At 71.2% G+C, this 16,282-nt stretch carries 15 protein-coding genes; 3 read left to right on the top strand and 12 right to left on the bottom strand.

The window, feature by feature from the left end; genetic code table 11:
* A partial coding sequence (locus CHC05_RS39430) for an ATP-dependent Clp protease ATP-binding subunit (protein ID WP_089255813.1) occupies positions 1–1,844 on the bottom strand: 1,844 nt, incomplete at its 3' end.
* Between the two features lie 405 nt (positions 1,845–2,249).
* Entirely contained in the window at positions 2,250–2,600 is a 351-nt protein-coding gene (locus CHC05_RS39425) for a histone-like nucleoid-structuring protein Lsr2 (RefSeq protein ID WP_089255811.1), read from the bottom strand.
* A gap of 294 nt (positions 2,601–2,894) precedes the next feature.
* Between CHC05_RS39425 and CHC05_RS39420 the strand changes: the two genes are divergently transcribed.
* The gene (locus CHC05_RS39420; protein ID WP_089255809.1) at positions 2,895–3,635 is read left to right on the top strand and encodes a class I SAM-dependent methyltransferase; all 741 of its coding nucleotides are present in this window, start codon (positions 2,895–2,897) and stop codon (positions 3,633–3,635) included.
* On the opposite strand, the gene CHC05_RS39415 is transcribed toward CHC05_RS39420, so the two are convergent.
* The 6 genes from CHC05_RS39415 to CHC05_RS39390 form a co-directional block, all read right to left on the bottom strand.
* Complete coding sequence (locus CHC05_RS39415; protein ID WP_089255807.1) at positions 3,608–4,375, bottom strand: type III pantothenate kinase; 768 nt, start codon at positions 4,373–4,375, stop codon at positions 3,608–3,610. The two genes, CHC05_RS39420 and CHC05_RS39415, sit on opposite strands and share 28 nt — an antisense overlap.
* 6 nt (positions 4,376–4,381) lie before the next feature.
* A complete protein-coding gene (nadC, locus tag CHC05_RS39410) occupies positions 4,382–5,284 on the bottom strand; it encodes a carboxylating nicotinate-nucleotide diphosphorylase (protein ID WP_089255805.1) in 903 nt (300 codons plus the stop codon).
* Positions 5,284–6,930, bottom strand: coding sequence for an L-aspartate oxidase (locus CHC05_RS39405; RefSeq protein WP_089255803.1), 1,647 nt, complete (start codon positions 6,928–6,930; stop codon positions 5,284–5,286). The genes nadC and CHC05_RS39405 overlap by 1 nt, the downstream gene beginning before the upstream one ends.
* A gap of 61 nt (positions 6,931–6,991) precedes the next feature.
* Positions 6,992–7,882: a septum formation family protein gene (locus CHC05_RS39400; protein ID WP_089255801.1), complete on the bottom strand. Its 891-nt coding sequence runs from the start codon at positions 7,880–7,882 to the stop codon at positions 6,992–6,994.
* Between the two features lie 94 nt (positions 7,883–7,976).
* The gene (gene panC / locus CHC05_RS39395; protein WP_089255799.1) at positions 7,977–8,813 is read right to left on the bottom strand and encodes a pantoate--beta-alanine ligase; all 837 of its coding nucleotides are present in this window, start codon (positions 8,811–8,813) and stop codon (positions 7,977–7,979) included.
* Positions 8,810–9,706 carry a Rossmann-like and DUF2520 domain-containing protein gene (locus tag CHC05_RS39390; protein ID WP_089255797.1) on the bottom strand — a complete coding sequence of 299 codons (897 nt, stop codon included), beginning with the start codon at positions 9,704–9,706 and terminating at the stop codon, positions 8,810–8,812. The genes panC and CHC05_RS39390 overlap by 4 nt, the downstream gene beginning before the upstream one ends.
* Positions 9,707–9,827: 121 nt before the next feature.
* Between CHC05_RS39390 and CHC05_RS39385 the strand changes: the two genes are divergently transcribed.
* Complete coding sequence (locus CHC05_RS39385) at positions 9,828–10,883, top strand: SAM-dependent methyltransferase (RefSeq protein ID WP_089255795.1); 1,056 nt, start codon at positions 9,828–9,830, stop codon at positions 10,881–10,883.
* On the top strand, positions 10,858–12,009 hold the full coding sequence (locus CHC05_RS39380; RefSeq protein ID WP_089255793.1) for an NADH-quinone oxidoreductase subunit D: 1,152 nt from the start codon (positions 10,858–10,860) through the stop codon (positions 12,007–12,009). Before CHC05_RS39385 ends, CHC05_RS39380 begins: the two co-directional genes overlap by 26 nt.
* Before the next feature lie 4 nt (positions 12,010–12,013).
* Here the strand turns inward: CHC05_RS39380 and CHC05_RS39375 are convergent, their stop codons facing one another.
* The 4 genes from CHC05_RS39375 to CHC05_RS39360 all read right to left on the bottom strand — a co-directional run bounded on the left by CHC05_RS39375 (position 12,014) and on the right by CHC05_RS39360 (position 16,282).
* Positions 12,014–13,489 (bottom strand): hypothetical protein, encoded by a 1,476-nt coding sequence (locus tag CHC05_RS39375; protein ID WP_089255791.1) that lies wholly within the window; start codon positions 13,487–13,489, stop codon positions 12,014–12,016.
* 150 nt (positions 13,490–13,639) lie between these two features.
* Positions 13,640–14,641 carry a glycine betaine ABC transporter substrate-binding protein gene (locus tag CHC05_RS39370; RefSeq protein ID WP_089255789.1) on the bottom strand — a complete coding sequence of 334 codons (1,002 nt, stop codon included), beginning with the start codon at positions 14,639–14,641 and terminating at the stop codon, positions 13,640–13,642.
* A 238-nt stretch (positions 14,642–14,879) separates the two neighbouring features.
* Entirely contained in the window at positions 14,880–15,599 is a 720-nt protein-coding gene (locus tag CHC05_RS39365) for an ABC transporter permease (RefSeq protein WP_089255787.1), read from the bottom strand.
* Positions 15,596–16,282, bottom strand: coding sequence for an ABC transporter permease (locus CHC05_RS39360; protein ID WP_089255785.1), 687 nt, complete (start codon positions 16,280–16,282; stop codon positions 15,596–15,598). The genes CHC05_RS39365 and CHC05_RS39360 overlap by 4 nt, the downstream gene beginning before the upstream one ends.

Genomic DNA, 16,282 nt, shown 5'->3' with positions numbered 1-16,282 from the left:
GGCCGGCGGCGCACCTTCTCGGTGAGCTGGCCGCCCTCGTCGTAGCCCACGTAGCCGGGAGGCGCACCGACGAGGCGCGACACCGTGTAGCGGTCGTGGAACTCCGACATGTCGAGCTGGATCAGCGCGTCCTCGCTGCCGAAGAGGAACTCGGCGAGCGCCTTGGACAGCTCGGTCTTACCGACGCCGGACGGGCCGGCGAAGATGAACGAGCCGGACGGGCGCTTCGGGTCCTTGAGGCCGGCCCGCGTGCGCCGGATGGCCTTGGACACGGCCTTGACCGAGTCTTCCTGGCCGACGACCCGCTTGTGCAGCTCGTCCTCCATGCGCAGCAGCCGAGCGGTCTCTTCCTCGGTCAGCTTGTAGACCGGGATGCCGGTCCAGTTGGCGAGGACCTCGGCGATCTGCTCGTCGTCGACCTCGCTGACGACGTCGAGGTCGCCGGCCTTCCACTCCTTCTCCCGCTGGGCCTTCTGCCCGAGGAGCTGCTTCTCCTTGTCGCGGAGCTGCGCGGCCCGCTCGAAGTCCTGCGCGTCGATCGCGGACTCCTTGTCGCGACGGACCTGGGCGATCCGCTCGTCGAAGTCACGCAGGTCTGGCGGCGCGGTCATCCGGCGGATGCGCATCCGGGCGCCCGCCTCGTCGATCAGGTCGATCGCCTTGTCGGGCAGGAAGCGGTCGGAGATGTAGCGGTCGGCGAGCGTCGCCGCGGCGACCAGCGCCGCGTCGGTGATCGACACGCGGTGGTGCGCCTCGTAGCGGTCGCGCAGGCCCTTGAGGATCTCGATGGTGTGCGCCAGCGAGGGCTCACCCACCTGGATCGGCTGGAACCGGCGCTCGAGCGCGGCATCCTTCTCGAGGTGCTTGCGGTATTCGTCGAGGGTCGTCGCGCCGATCGTCTGCAGCTCGCCCCGGGCCAGCATCGGCTTCAGGATCGAGGCGGCGTCGATCGCGCCCTCTGCGGCACCCGCACCCACCAGGGTGTGGATCTCGTCGATGAACAGGATGATGTCGCCGCGGGTGCGGATCTCCTTGAGCACCTTCTTGAGGCGCTCCTCGAAGTCACCGCGGTAGCGGGAACCGGCCACCAGCGCGCCCAGGTCGAGCGTGTAGAGCTGCTTGTCCTTGAGCGTCTCGGGCACCTCGCCCTTGATGATCCGCTGGGACAGGCCCTCGACGACCGCCGTCTTGCCGACGCCGGGCTCACCGATCAGGACCGGGTTGTTCTTGGTGCGGCGGGAGAGCACCTGCATCACCCGCTCGATCTCCTTCTCGCGCCCGATGACCGGGTCGAGCTTGCCCTCGCGGGCGGCCTGGGTGAGGTTGCGGCCGAACTGGTCGAGCACGAGGCTCGTCGACGGCGCGGCCTCGCCCGGGGTGGCGCCGGCAGCGGCCGGCTCCTTGCCCTGGTAGCCGGAGAGGAGCTGGATGACCTGCTGGCGGACCCGGTTGAGGTCGGCGCCGAGCTTGACCAGCACCTGGGCGGCGACGCCCTCGCCCTCACGGATCAGCCCGAGCAGGATGTGCTCCGTGCCGATGTAGTTGTGACCGAGCTGCAACGCTTCGCGCAGCGAAAGCTCGAGCACCTTCTTGGCCCGCGGCGTGAACGGGATGTGCCCGCTCGGCGCCTGCTGGCCCTGGCCGATGATCTCTTCGACCTGCTGGCGGACGCCTTCCAGGGAGATACCGAGACTCTCCAGCGCCTTCGCCGCGACACCCTCACCCTCGTGGATGAGGCCGAGCAGGATGTGCTCAGTGCCGATGTAGTTGTGGTTGAGCATCCGGGCTTCTTCTTGAGCCAGGACGACAACCCGTCGCGCTCGGTCGGTGAACCGCTCGAACATGCCCTCGTGCTCCTCACGTGCCGTGCGCCTGAGTCTGGCCGGACCAGCGACTTGGCGGAACCAAGCACAGTCGCCTGGGGAAGACGCCTGCGCACCCTCACTCTATCGCCGCGGGCCGAGTCAGCTACGGCCGTGCGCGCCGGACTGACCCCTGTCCGCGACGTATCTGCCAACTCTGCACGCTTATCGGGTGTTCCCGGGTAGGAACGTCTACGCGCAGAGCGAACACGGCGAGGTTTGATTCATGAAGATCAAGAGCGTTCGGTGTGACAAGGGACCGGTATCAGGCCCACAAAACCGGACAAACACCTAGGGCTTGTCCGAGGCGGCGGCCGGGGCGGGGACGGCCGGCCGCGTGGTGCGGCCGGCAGGGAGGAGTCCCCGCCCAGCGACGCTTTTCCTTGCCTAACGACCGGCCTTCGCGTGGTACTCGTCGACGATCTCCTGCGGGATCCGGCCCCGGTCGGAGATGTCTTTGCCTTCCTTCTTGGCCCAGGCGCGAATGGCCTTGTTCTGCTCCCGGTCGGCGGCAGCACCGCCACGACCGCGAGCCGCGCGCCCGCCAACCACGACCCCGCCCCGACCCACCTTGGAGCCGGCCGCCAGGTAGGGCGCGATTGCGTTCCGCAATTTGTCGGCGTTCTTCTTCGAGAGGTCGATCTCGTACTGAACACCGTCGAGGGCGAACTTCACCGTCTCATCGGCGTCGCCACCGTCGATGTCGTCGACCAGCTTGTGAATGATCTGCTTGGCCACGGGCCGTTGTCCTTTCGCGTGGTCCCTCCCACAAACAAGAGCACAATAGCCCGTTCGCCGCGCGATCGGTCAATAGGACGGCAAAATCAAGGCCGAGTCTTGCTTTTTCGTTAATTCGTCAGCCCGGGCCGGGCGCTGCGTTTCCGATTGCACGACAGAGCGTGGTGGCCCCGAACCCGGTCGCGAGTTGTTGTTAGGCGCGTCACGCTCTGATCCCAATCTCGTGGATCGGACCGGGAACGGTGGCCGACACATTGCCGTCGGTCACGAATAGCTGGGGTACGCTCCGCCGCGATGGATGCGAAGAAGCGCAGGGCCCTGTCGTTCGGAGCGGTCGCCGTCCAGTACGACCGATTCCGCCCGCCGTATCCGCGGGCCGCCCTCGAATGGGCGGTCGGCGCGCCGGCACCACGCCGGGTGGTGGACCTCGGCGCGGGCACCGGAATCCTCACCCGGGGCCTGATCGCCGCCGGTTACGAGGTGACCGCCGTCGAACCCGATCCGGAAATGCGTGCCCAACTTGCCGCCGCCACCGACGGCCGAACCGCGTTGCCCGGCAGCGCCGAAGACATTCCATTGCCCGACGGAAGTGTCGACGCGGTGATCGCCGGTCAGGCGTACCACTGGTTCGATCCGGATTTGGCACATGCCGAAGCGGCCCGGGTGCTGCGCCCTGGTGGCTATTTCGCGGCCGTCTGGAACCTGCGGGACGCCCGGGAACCATGGGTCGCGGCGCTCGACGTGATCACCACTGCCGCCGGTGACCGGGAACACGACCGACCGACCTCGTTCGGGGCCGCGTACGCCGCCGTGGAGCACCAGGAATTCACCCACGAGACGTCGCTCACCAGTGCCCAACTGGTGGAAATGATGACTACCCGCTCCTATTACCTGACCGCGGAGCCGGACGTCCGGAAACGCTTCGAAGCGGAGCTGACCAAGCTCGCCACGACACATCCCGACCTAACCGGTCGGGAATCCTTCCCGCTGCCCTACCGGACGGTGGTCTACCGGGCGTCGACGTTGCGCTCGTAGACCATCCGCAGGCCGATCAGCGTGATCATCGGCTCGTGGTGGGTGATGGTGCGGCATTCGCCCAGCACCACGGGTGCGAGCCCGCCGGTGGCGATCACGGCCTTCACGGAGCCGAGCTCCTCGGTCATCCGGTCGACGATGTGGTCGACCTGCCCGGCGAACCCGAAATAGAGGCCGGCCTGGAGGCACTCGACGGTGTTCTTGCCGATCACCGAGCGCGGCTTGGCCGGCTCGACCTTGCGCAGCTGTGCGGCCCGGGCGGCCAGCGCGTCGAAGGAGATCTCGATGCCCGGCGCGAACGCGCCGCCGAGGAACTCACCGCGCGCGCTGATCACGTCGAAGTTGGTGGTGGTGCCGAAGTCGACCACGATCGACGGACCCCCGAACAGGGTGTACGCCGCCAGGGTGTTGACCACCCGGTCGGAGCCGACCTCCTTGGGGTTGTCGATCGCGAGCTGCACCCCGGTCTTCACGCCCGGCTCGACGATCACGTTGGGCAGGTCGCCGTAGTAGCGGGCGAGCATGGTGCGCAGCGAGCGCAGCGCGGCCGGCACGGTCGAGCACGCCGCCACCCCGGTGATCTCGACCGCGTCACCCGCGAGCAGGCCGCGGAACATCAGCCCGAGCTCGTCGGCCGTCGACCGGGCGTCGGTCTTGATCCGCCAGTTGTGCACCAACTTGTCGCCGTCGAACGTGGCGAGCACCGTGTTGGTGTTACCGATGTCGATGCACAGCAGCATGTGGGGTCAGCTCCGGCTCAGGTGCGGCGGGCGAAGATCGAGTGCGATGTCCAAGATAGGTGACGAATGCGTCAGGGCCCCTACGGAAAGGTAGTCGACGCCGGTGGCGGCGTACGCCGGTGCGACCTCCAGAGTGAGTCCGCCGGTGGCCTCGAGCTCCGCCCGGTCACCCACCGCGGCGACCACCTCGCGGAGGACCGCCGGCGACATGTTGTCGCAGAGCAGGAAGTCGGCGCCCGTCTCGACCGCCTCGACGGCCTCTTCGACCGTGGTGACCTCCACCTGCACCGGGACGTCCGGGAAAGCCTCCCGGACCCGGCGGTACGCCTCGGCGACGCTGCCCGCGGCCAGCTTGTGGTTGTCTTTGATCATGGCGACGTCGTAGAGGCCCATCCGCTTGTTGGTGCCGCCGCCGGCCCGCACGGCGTACTTCTCCAACGCCCGTAGCCCCGGTGTGGTCTTGCGGGTGTCGAGGACCATCGCCTTGGTGCCGGCCAGCGCGTCCGCCCAGAGCCGGGTGTGCGTCGCCACCCCGGAGAGGCGGCTGAGCAGGTTGAGCGCGGTGCGCTCGGCGGTGAGCAGGGTCCGGGTCGGACCGGTCACGGTGGCCAACTGGTCACCGGCCAGGACCTCGTCACCGTCCCGGGCCTTGAGCACGATCTCCGGTGTGGTGCCCGCGGTGGCGAGCGCGAAGACCGCGGCCGCGACCGGCAACCCCGCGACGACGCCGTTGGCCCGGGCCACCACATCCGCGGTGTCGACCTGCTCGGCCGGAATGGTCGCCTCACTGGTCACGTCGCGATGCGCCGGGCCCAGGTCTTCGTCCAGGGCACCGCGCACCACCCGCTCGACCTCGGCCGGGTCGAGCCCCTTGGCGCGCAGGTCATTGGTGATCCACTGCGGCAACATCACGCCTCCCAGGTGAGGGTCGGGGTCCCCGCGCCGTCGAGGGCGGGGAACAGGTGGCCGAGCCACTCGGCGCGGGCCGCCGGGAAGTCCTCGCGCCAGTGGCAGCCGCGGGTCTCCTCGCGGGCGGTGGCGGCGGCGACCAGCGCCGCGGCCACGGTCACCAGGTTCGTCGCCTCCCAGCTCGCGGTCGCCGGTCGGCCGCGGGTGGCGCCGAGCCCGACGATCGTGCCGGCGGTGGCGGCCAGCGAGCCGGCGGAGCGCAGCACCCCGGCGCCTCGGGTCATCGCGCGCTGCAGGGCCGGCCGCACGCCCGGGTCGAGTACCCACGCGTCGCCGGTCGCCGGCGCCGCCTCGGACTGCTCCGGCAGGTCGCCCGCGATGTGGTCGGCGATCCGCCGGGCGAACACCAGCCCTTCCAGCAGCGAGTTGCTGGCCAGCCGGTTGGCGCCGTGCACGCCGGTGCAGGCCACCTCGCCGCAGGCGTAGAGCCCCGGGATCGAGGTGCGGCCGTGCAGGTCGGTGCGGACGCCACCGCTGGCGTAGTGCGCCGCCGGCGCGACCGGGATCGGCTCGGTGGCCGGGTCGACCCCGGCGGCCAGGCAGGAGGCCACGATCGTCGGGAACCGCTGAGAAAGGAAGTCGCCACCGAGGTGCCGGGCGTCGAGATAGACGTGGTCGGTGCCGTTGGCCAGCATCACCCGGTGGATGCCCTTGGCGACCACGTCGCGCGGGGCGAGCTCGGCCAGGTCGTGCTGGCCCACCATGAACCGCTTGCCGTCGGCGTCGACCAGGTGGGCACCCTCACCGCGCAGGGCCTCGCTGACCAGCGGCTGCTGGGCCCGCGGGTCGTCGCCACCGCCGAGGAAGAGCGCGGTCGGGTGGAACTGCACGAACTCGACGTCGGTGACCTCCGCGCCGGCCCGGATCGCCAGGGCCACACCGTCTCCGGTGGACACGACGGGGTTGGTGGTCGACGCGAAGACCTGACCCATGCCGCCGGTGGCCAGCACGACCGCGCGGGCCATGATCGCCCCGACCCCGTCCTCGGTGCCCTCGCCCAGCACGTGCAGCGTGATCCCGCAGGCCCGGCCGGTCGCGTCGGTGAGCAGGTCGAGCACCAGCGCGTGGTCGACCACCCGGATCCACGGGTCGCGCCGGACCGCGGCGTGCAGCGCGCGCTGCACCTCGGCGCCGGTCGCGTCGCCCCCGGCGTGCACGATCCGGTTGGCGTGGTGGCCGCCCTCGCGGGTGAGCATCAGGGAGCCGTCGGGGTTGCGGTCGAACTCCGCACCCAGCCGCATCAGCTCACGGACCCGGGTCGGGCCCTCCTCGACCAGCGCCCGCACCGCGGCCGGATCACAGAGCCCGACTCCGGCCGTCTCGGTGTCGGCGGCATGCGCCTCGGGGGTGTCGAACGGGTCGAGCACCGCGGCGATGCCGCCCTGTGCCCAGCGGGTCGAACCGTCGTCGATGTTCTCCTTGGTCACCACTGTGACGTGGCGGCCGGCCGCACGCAGGTGCAGCGCGGCGGTCAGCCCGGCGATGCCCGAGCCGACCACCACGACGTCGGTCGACTCGGCCCAGCCCGGCTCCGGGCCGGCGAGGCGTCGAGGCAGTTCCGGCAACTCCGCGACACGGGGGTCCATCTGTTCAGTGAACCCTGTCGGATCGGCGGGTGTCCGCCCGGAGCACCGAAACGTGCGCAGGCTAACTCGGGCGCGCGATGTTCGGCGGGAAGCCCTTCTCGCCGACGCCCTTCGTCGATGCCGTCAGTGGCCGGAACCGGATCCAGATGAAGCAGCGCACGCCCCGGTCGCCCAGCGTCCAGGCGTCCTTGGCGGCCATCACCGGGATGTATCCCGTCCGCGTCGCGAAGCCGCTGTCATACGGCATGTCCACGTACGCGGCGATGGTCTTCAGGCAGCCCTCGTAGAACGGCACGTAGTCGCGGTCCTTGACCGGGTACGGCACCTTGGCCGGCGCGGTCCAGACCCCGGCGAACTCGCCCTCGTGCTTGACGTCGCAGGCGCTGTCGGCGACCGTCTCGACGTTGCTGCGCTTGTCGAGCTTGACCAGCGCGCACCGCAGCAGCAGCGGCGAGTCGGCGGTGAGCGCGCCGGCCAGGCTGCCCGAGCGGGCCGCGACCTTCCCGTCGGGGCCGACGCCGGTCAGCTCGACCAGGTCACAGCGGTACCAGCGCTGGCCCGCCCGCCACGCCGCCGCCGTGGGCAGCACCACGTCGAGCCGGAGCCGGGCCGTGCGCCAGTCGGCGCCGATCGTCGCGGACGCCTGCTTGTCGCACTCGCCGAAGACGTCGCTCGCCGGCGGCGCCTTGGCCGCGTCGGCGTCGTCGAACGTTCCGGAGTGGATGGTCTCGGACTGGTGCGACGCGGCACAGTCGACAGTGCCTTCGAGCACGTCGGCGGTACGCGCGGCCACCGTCGCGTGGCAACGCGGCGGTGCCGGCGTGGTCACCGCCGGTGCCGGCGCGGCCACCGAGCCGCCTCCCCCATCGCCGTTCGTGCCGCACGCGGCGCTGCTCAGAACCGCGGCGCCGCTCAGAATCAACGCCACGACCGCTGCCGTCCATCGACGCATCGCGTCCTCCCCAGGGACCCCGGGCGCTGTGCTGTCCTAACCAGAGCACATCTGGACGGCGGAGCGCAACCGCCTGGTCACGCCAGGTTAGCTATCAACCAAGATCGATCGGTGCGTTGTCGATCAGACGGGTGGCGCCGACCTTGGCGGCGACCAGCATCCGCGCTGGTCCGTGGCCCGGCGACGGGCCGAGGTCCGGGTCGAGCAGCACCAGGTAGTCGAGGACCACGTCGGTCGTACCGTCGGCGAAGATCCGGTGTGCCGCGGCCAGTGCGCCGTCGGCGTCGGCGCCACCCACGGCGGCGGCCGCACCGGCCCGCAGGGCCGCCGAGAGCCGCAGCGCCGCCAACCGCTCCGCCTCGGTCAGGTAGCGGTTGCGGCTCGACAGCGCCAGGCCGTCGGCCTCCCGGACGGTCGGCACACCCCGCACCTCGATCGGCAGGTTGACGTCGAGCACCATCCGGCGGATCAGCGTGAGCTGCTGGTAGTCCTTCTCCCCGAAGAACGCGAGATCCGGCCGGACCAGGTTGAACAGCTTGAGCACCACGGTGAGCACGCCGTGGAAGAAGCCGGGCCGGCTGGCGCCTTCGAGCAGCTCGCCGAGCGGGCCGGGGTTGACCCGCACGTGCGGCTCGCCGCCGGGGTAGACCTCGTCCCGATGGGGCGCGAAGACCAGGTCGACGCCGGTCCGCCGGCACATCTCCAGGTCGGCTTCCATGGTGCGCGGATAGCGGTCGAAGTCCTCGTTGGGTCCGAACTGGAGCGGGTTAACGAAGATCGTGGCGACGACCGAGTCGGCGCCGGCCCGGGCGGCGCGCAGCAGCGCCTCGTGCCCCGCGTGCAGGGCGCCCATGGTCATCACGACGGCCACCGTGCCCGGCAGGGCCGCGCGGGCGGCGTCCAGCTCGGCCCGGGTCTCGACCAGCCTCATGCGACCCGCTCCGCGCGGTTGCTGGCCAGCACGCCGAGCAACGCCTCGGCGTCGCGCGGGCGCAACTGGCCCGCGGCGATGGCCCGGTCCGCGGTGCGCCGGGCCATGGCGACATACGCGGGTACGGAGTCCGGCGCGGTCGCCTCGATCGCGGTCACGTGGCGGGCGACCGTGCCGGCGTCGCCACGGGAGACCGGGCCGGTCAGCGCGGCGTCGCCCATCCGCAGGGTGTTGTCGAGCGCCGCGTGCAGCAGCGGGCCGATCACCTTCTCCGGGTAGACGACGCCCGCGTCGCGGAGCCGGTCCATCGCCTCGTTGACCAGGGTGACCAGGTGGTTCGCGCCGTGCGCGAGGGCGGCGTGGTAGAGCGCGCGATCGTCCTCGGCCACCCACTCGGGATGGCCGCCGAGGTCGTGCACCAGGTCTTCGGCGAACGCCTTGAGGTCGGCCGGCGCGGTGATCCCGTACGAGATGCCGGCCAGCCGGTCGAGATCGGCGGCCGTGCCGGTGAAGGTCATCGCCGGGTGCAGGGCGAGCGGCCGGGCGCCGGCGATCGCGGCCGGGCCGAGGGCGGCCAGCCCGTGCGCGCCCGAGGTGTGCAGCACGACCTGGCCGGTGCGCAACACGCCCATCCGGGCCAGGCCGGCGACCAGGTCGGCGAGCGCGTCGTCCGGGACCGCGATGATCAACAGGTCGGTGGCGGCCAGGGCGACCTGGTCGGCGGGAAGCACGGGGGTGCCGGGCAGCAGGCGGGCGATCCGGCCCTTGGCGGCGGGCGACCCGGCGGAGGCGGCGACCACGTCGTGGCCGGCGGCGCGGAGGGCCGCGCCGAGCACGGCGCCGACCCGGCCGGTGCCGATGATGCCGACGGTTTGGCGCTGCGGTGCGCTCATATTGATCCAGTCCTCGTAGGTTAGGTACCGGTCAACATCAAGTATGCGATCCGGAAACAGACCGGACACAGCATGTGTGAAGACTTTCACGGGCGGCTTCGCCCCCTACTAGGCTGCTTTGATGCGCTGGTCCACGGCGATGTCGCGCGCCCTCTACGGGTCGGGCGGGTTCTTCGTCTCCGGCGCGGGGCCGGCCGGCCACTTCCGCACCAGCGCCAACGCCTCGCCGGTCCTGGCCGCGGCGGTGCTCCGGCTGCTCGACCAGGTCGACAAGGCCCTCGGCCGGCCCGACCGGCTCGACTTCGTCGATGTCGGCGCGGGTCGCGGCGAGCTGCTCACGGGGGTCCTGGCGGCGGCCCCGACCGACCTGCTCGACCGGCTCCACCCGGTCGCCGTCGAGCTCGCGCCGCGGCCCGCCTTCCTTCCCGACGGCATCGACTGGCAGGACACGCTGCCGAAGGCGGTCACCGGGCTGCTCATCGCCACCGAGTGGCTCGACAACGTGCCGCTCGACGTGGCCCAGGGCGACCGTTATCTCGAGGTCGACCCGGCAACCGGAGAAGAGAGCGTCGGCGGTCCGCTCGACCCCGCGGACGCAGCCTGGCTGGACCGTTGGTGGCCCGCTTTGCTCTGCATCCATATGCGCATCACCGGTAGCGAGCCCACAGGTGATGCGCATCTGGATGCAGAGCAAGAGGCACGGCGTGAGGTCGGGCGGGCGCGCGACGAGGCTTGGGGCCGGGCGGTCGGTGCCGTCGAGCGCGGGCTGGCCGTCGCCGTCGACTACGGGCACCTGCTCGACGCGCGGCCGTTCGACGGCACGCTGACGGGATATCGCGACGGGCGGCAGGTGCCGCCGGTGCCGGACGGGAGCCGGGACGTGACGGCGCACCTCGCCATCGACGCCGTGGCGGCGGCTGGTTCCGTGGTCGCCGGGCGCCCGTACCAGTTGATGACCCAGCGGCAGGCGTTGAAAGCGCTCGGGGCCGCCGGCGGGCGACCGCCGATCAGCCTGGCGAGCACCGATCCGGCCGGATACGTGCGGGCGCTCGCGGCGGCGTCGGCCGCGGCGGAGCTGACCGCGGTGGGCGGCCTGGGCGATCACTGGTGGCTCGTCCAGCCGGTGGGTATCGACGGGTGGACGTGGGACGATGGCGGCTATGCCGGATCTCCGTGAGGTGACCGTCGGCACCGGTGCCGGGCTCGACACCGCCGACATGGTGCTCAACATCGGTCCCCAGCACCCCTCCACGCACGGCGTGCTCCGGCTGCGGCTGGTGCTCGACGGCGAGCGGGTGGTCTCCTGCGAGCCGATCGTCGGCTACATGCACCGGGGCGCGGAGAAGCTGTTCGAGGTGCGCGACTACCGGCAGATCATCGTGCTGGCCAACCGGCACGACTGGCTCTCCGCGTTCTCCAGCGAGCTCGGCGTGGTGCTCGCGGTCGAACGGCTGATGGGCATCGAGGTGCCCGAGCGCGCCGTGTGGCTGCGCACCGCGCTGGCCGAGCTCAACCGGGTGCTCAACCACCTGATGTTCCTGGGCTCGTACCCGCTGGAGATCGGCGCGATCACCCCAGTCTTCTACGCGTTCCGCGAGCGCGAGACGCTCCAGACGGTGATGGAGGAGGTCTCCGGCGGCCGGATGCACTACATGTTCAACCGGGTCGGCGGCCTCAAGGAAGAGGTGCCGGCCGGCTGGACCCGGCGGGCGCGCGCGGCGATCGGCGAGGTCCGGCGGCGGATGCCCGACCTCGACAACCTGATCCGGCGCAACGAGATCTTCCTGGCCCGCACGGTCGGCGTCGGGGTGCTGACGGCCGAGCAGGCGGCCGCCTACGGCGCGTCCGGCCCCGTCGGCCGGGCCTCCGGCCTCGACCTCGACCTGCGTCGCGACGATCCCTACCTGGCGTACGGCGAGCTGTCGGTGCCCGTGGTGACCCGCACGGCCGGCGACTGCCACTCCCGGTTCGAGGTGCTGCTCGACCAGGTGTACGTGTCGCTGGACCTCGCGCAGGAGTGCCTGGACCGGGTCGACCAGCTGACCGGGCCGGTCAACGTGCGGCTGCCCAAGGTGGTCAAGGCACCGGAGGGGCACACGTACGCGTGGACCGAGAACCCGCTCGGGATCAACGGCTACTACCTGGTGTCCCGGGGCGAGAAGACGCCGTGGCGGATGAAGCTGCGGACCGCGTCGTACGCGAACGTGCAGGCGCTGAGCACGCTGCTGCCCGGTTGCCTCGTGCCGGACCTGATCGCGATCCTGGGCTCGATGTTCTTCGTTGTCGGCGACATCGACAAGTAGCGCGTCAGCGCCAGCGGTCGTCGCCGCCCCGGTCGTCGTCGTAGGAGCCCCGGCCCCATTCGGCGGCGCGGTCCGCGCGCCGGCGACCGCTCCACTCGTCGCCGCGGCCACCGCCCCGGTCGTCGTCCGCGTCCTCGTAGCCCCGGCCGTACGTGCCGCCGCCTCCGCCGCCCTGTTGGCCCTGCCACGCGTCGGCGTACCAGGCTCCGGGCCCGTCGGCCGGGCGGTCGTCGTCGCGGCGGACCGCGGCCCAGCGGTCCTCGACCCGGTACTCGGTGCCGGACTCGTCCGCCCGCACGCTCGCCCGCCGCTCGCCCACCCGCAGCTCGCGGCCGCGGTCGTCGGATCGGACCGAGGCCCAGCGGTCACCGCCGCGGGCGGAGGACCACTGGTCGTCGTACGCGGGTGGGTCACCGCGCTCGATCGCGGGCTGGTCACCGCGCAGCTCGCGGAGCCGGCGGTCGGTGAACGACTCTTCACCGCTCGAACCCCACGCGGCTGGCGGCTCGTCGTCGGCCCGGCGCCGGCGCCCGTAGCCGCCGGTGTCGTAGTCGGCCTCGTCGTCCTGGCTCCGCCGGCTGCCGTAGGAACCGCCGCCGTACTCGACCTGGCCGGAGCGGCCGTCGTCGCCGTAGCGGTTGTCGTCGCCGTAGCGGTTGTCGTCCCGGTAGCGCTCGCCGTAGACGTCGCCGGTGCCGTACGTACCGCCGGAGCCGCCGCGTCCGTCGACCACCGTGTGGCGGGTGGTGACCTGGACGGTCTCGGTGTGCCGGACGACGCCACCGGGAACCCGCGCCCGTGGCGGCCGGGCCGAGCCGGCGGCCGTGCCGTCGGCCGGAGCGCCGTACGTGCGTCCCGTGGACGCCATGGCCGGCTGCGCGTTCGGTGCCCGGTCGTCGTCGACGGCCTCCCGGCCGTAGCTTCCGCCTTCGCCGCCGCCGTGCTGCGTGCCCGTGCGGCCCGAGCCGTAGGTGCCGCCGCCGTAGGTGCCGCCTTCGCGGGCGGCACCGCCGCCGTAGGTGCCACCGCTCTGCGCGGCGGCGGGTTCCCGCGGCTGCGCCTGTGGCGGCACACCGACCGCGGGCGGCCGTGGCGCGGCCCGTTGGGCGTCGAGCTGGGCCCGCATCGCGTCGACGGACTGCTGCAGCGCCTGGACCTTCTCGCCCAGCTGCCGGTGGGTGGCCCGCGCCGCGGTCTCGATGTCGCGGCGCACGTCACCCTGCAGCCCGTCGATCTCGTCGGCGACCATGTCCTCGAGCTCGACCCGCACCGAGTCGACGTCGCCGCGCAGCCCGATCGACAGTCCGATCAGGACGACCGCGAGCACGGCCAGGACGGCGGCGATCCGCAGCGGGCCGTTGCCGTCGGAGACGAGCAGGAGCAGCATCGCGATCGGGGCGAGCCCGATGCCGCCCCAGAACAACAACTTGAGCAGCGGACGGCCCCGCGGCTGCTCATCGTCGTCGTCGGTGTTCGGCATGGGTCGTGATGCTACCGAGACATCCGGACCAGCGGAATGGCCGGCACCGCGTGCCCCGAACCGCCATCGCCCGATCACCGCAGGTGACGCCGACCCAGACGGTTCGGGGCCGGCACCCCGGAAAGGAATGCCGGCCCCGAGCCCGCATCGCTAGCTGGCTAGGTCCGCGTCGGAGGACAGCACCAGGCCGACGCTGATGACGCCGGTCCGGAGCGCGTTCTTGGTCTGCGGACCACCGGCGTCCAGTGAGCTGAAGCTGCCGGCGTTGAAGTTGTAGGTGGCCACCAGACCCTGCTGGCACTTCGGACGCTGCGGGCACTCCGGCGGGCCGCCGAGGATGGTGGCGGAGCCGGAGCACTTGTCGGCGAGCTGTGACAGCGTCGTCACGCCGTATTTGTCGGAGAACTCCTTCGTCACCGCGAAGGCGTTCTGGTCCTGCGCCGAAGACGGCTCACCGAACGTGATGCCGACCTTCTCGCCGAGCGGGCGGAGCTGGCTCATCGTCTGGTTGATGTCGGGCGAGGACAGCGGCTGCGCGTTGGCGCCGTTGACCTTGGTGTTGAGGAAGTCCAACGCCGAGGCCGCGTATTCCGGGACGACCTGGATGTCGCCCTTCTCCAACGCCGGCTCGTAGAGCTCACGGTTGCCGATCGTCTGGACCGTGACGTTGTAGCCGGCCGCGGTCAGCACGATCTTGTAGAGCTCGCCGAGCGTCTGGTTCTCGCTGAAGTTGGCCGCGCCGACGATGATGTCGCCGCTCGCACCCGTCGGGATGCCAGCCGTCAGGTTGTTGGCGGTCGCGAACTCCTGCGCCGCCACCGCCGGCGTCTTCCGGTCGACGTTGACCGCCCGGTTGAGCTGGATCAGCTTCGGAGTGTCGAGCGCCTGGGCGACCTTGTTGGTGGCCGCGACGGCCTGGGGAGTGGCCGCCTTGGTGTTGATCGCGGCAACGACGTTGTCGCTGTTCTGCAGGTTCTTGTCGTCCTGCAGTGCGATGAGCTGCTGACCGGCGACCGGGGCACAACCCGCACCCCCGCCGGTGGCCGCGGGCGCCTGGGCGCCGGACGAGCCGGCGTCACCGCACCCCACTAGAAGACCAGCCACGAAGAGGACGCCTGCCGCCCCCGTCGCGAGCCGTGTAACTGCGCGCATGAATGCCCGCCTTCCGTGTCCCGGCGCGACCCTCCTGGGCCGGCCGCGTGTCCGACGGACGGAGGGACAAGCTTCCCGTCCGCGATTTCTCAACCAACCAACATGGTGTCAGTGGGGACCGACAAGAAACTGTGGTTGTTGTCATCGGATTGTCACTGTCGCGTAGTAATGCTCCCTACTGCGTGGAGCACCAAACACGGACTTTAGCCATGAAAAGCGGTAAGCGACCGTGAATCCGTCAGGCGGCACCGGTCGCAATGGTCTCCCGGTCCGTCTTGCGCCGCAACGGACGCAGCGGCGCCGGCGTGACCAGGCGCTCCAGCAGGGCGAGGATCCCCTCGACGGCCAGCGCGAGCGCGGCGACCAGCACGCCGCCCGCCAGGATCTGCCCGCCCGCGGCGGCGATGCCCAGCCCGAAACCGGCGGCGATGATCTGGCCGAGCCCGCCGCCGTTGACGTACGACGCCAACGCCGTGGTCGCGACGACCTGGACGGCCGCCGTGCGGAAGCCCGCCGCCAGATAGGGCACGGCCAGCGGAAGCTCGACCCGGCGAAGCAGCTGCGCACCGGACAGGCCCATCCCCTTGGCCGCGTCCCTGGTCTCGGGGTCGACCTGCCGGACGCCCGTGTACGCGTTGGAGAGCAGCGGCGGGATGGCGAACACGGCCAGCGCCACGATGATGGGCGGTTTGCCGAAGCTGAGGAAGGTCAGCGGCAAGATGGTCAGCAGTGCGACGGTCGGAATCGCCAACGTCAGGTCCGAGACCAGCACGATCAGCCCGCCGCCGCGGCCCGAGTGCCCGAGCCAGATACCGATCGGTAGCGCCACGACGCAGCCGATCGCCACGGCGGCCGCCGAGATGACCAGGTGCTCACCGAGGCGGTCCAGGATGCCGCCCGGGTTGGTCCAGTTGAGCGGGTCGTTGAGGTAGACCCACGCCGACTCGACGATGTTCATCGGGCTCTCCTGGTCCAGGGTGTGAGCACCCGCCCGGCCCCGATCAGGATCAGATCGAGGACCAACGCCAAGAGCACGCACAGGATCGTGCCGGTGAGGATCTCGGCTTTGAAGAAGTTGTTCTGGAACCCACCGAGGATGAGGTTGCCCAGCCCGCCCTTGCCGATGAGCGCGCCGATCGTGACGAGCGCCACGGTCGACACGGTCGCCAGGCGCAGCCCGGTGAGGATGCCCGGCAGCGCGAGCGGCAGGTCGACGCGGATCAGCCGCCCGAACCGTCCGTACCCCATGCCGGTCGCTGCTTCCTGCGCTTCCTTGGGCACCTGGTTGAGGCCCGCGAGCGTGTTGCGCACGATCAGCAGCAACGCGTAGAGCACCAGGCCGATCAGCACCGACGTCGACTTGGTCGGGCCGACCGCGGGCGCGATGAAGGCCAGCAGCGCCAGCGACGGGATGGTGTAGAGCACCCCGGACAGCGCCAGGATCGGTCCGCTGAGCGGGCGGAACCAGTACGCGACCACACCCAGCGGCACCGCGACGACCATGGCGAGCGCCACGGCTTCGGCTGTCAACGTGACATGCTCGCCAAGAGCGTCAAGGATGGTGCTCGAGTTGGTTCGGATGTAGTCCCAGGAGAACCAGGGATTGGCGGCATCCTGATACGCCAGGTCGCGGAGGGACAT

Source organism: Asanoa hainanensis (assembly GCF_900188485.1).
In the GTDB taxonomy this organism is placed as follows: domain Bacteria; phylum Actinomycetota; class Actinomycetes; order Mycobacteriales; family Micromonosporaceae; genus Asanoa; species Asanoa hainanensis.
The sequence above is the reverse complement of the archived record's forward strand: the minus strand, read 5'-3'. Positions and strand labels throughout refer to the sequence as shown.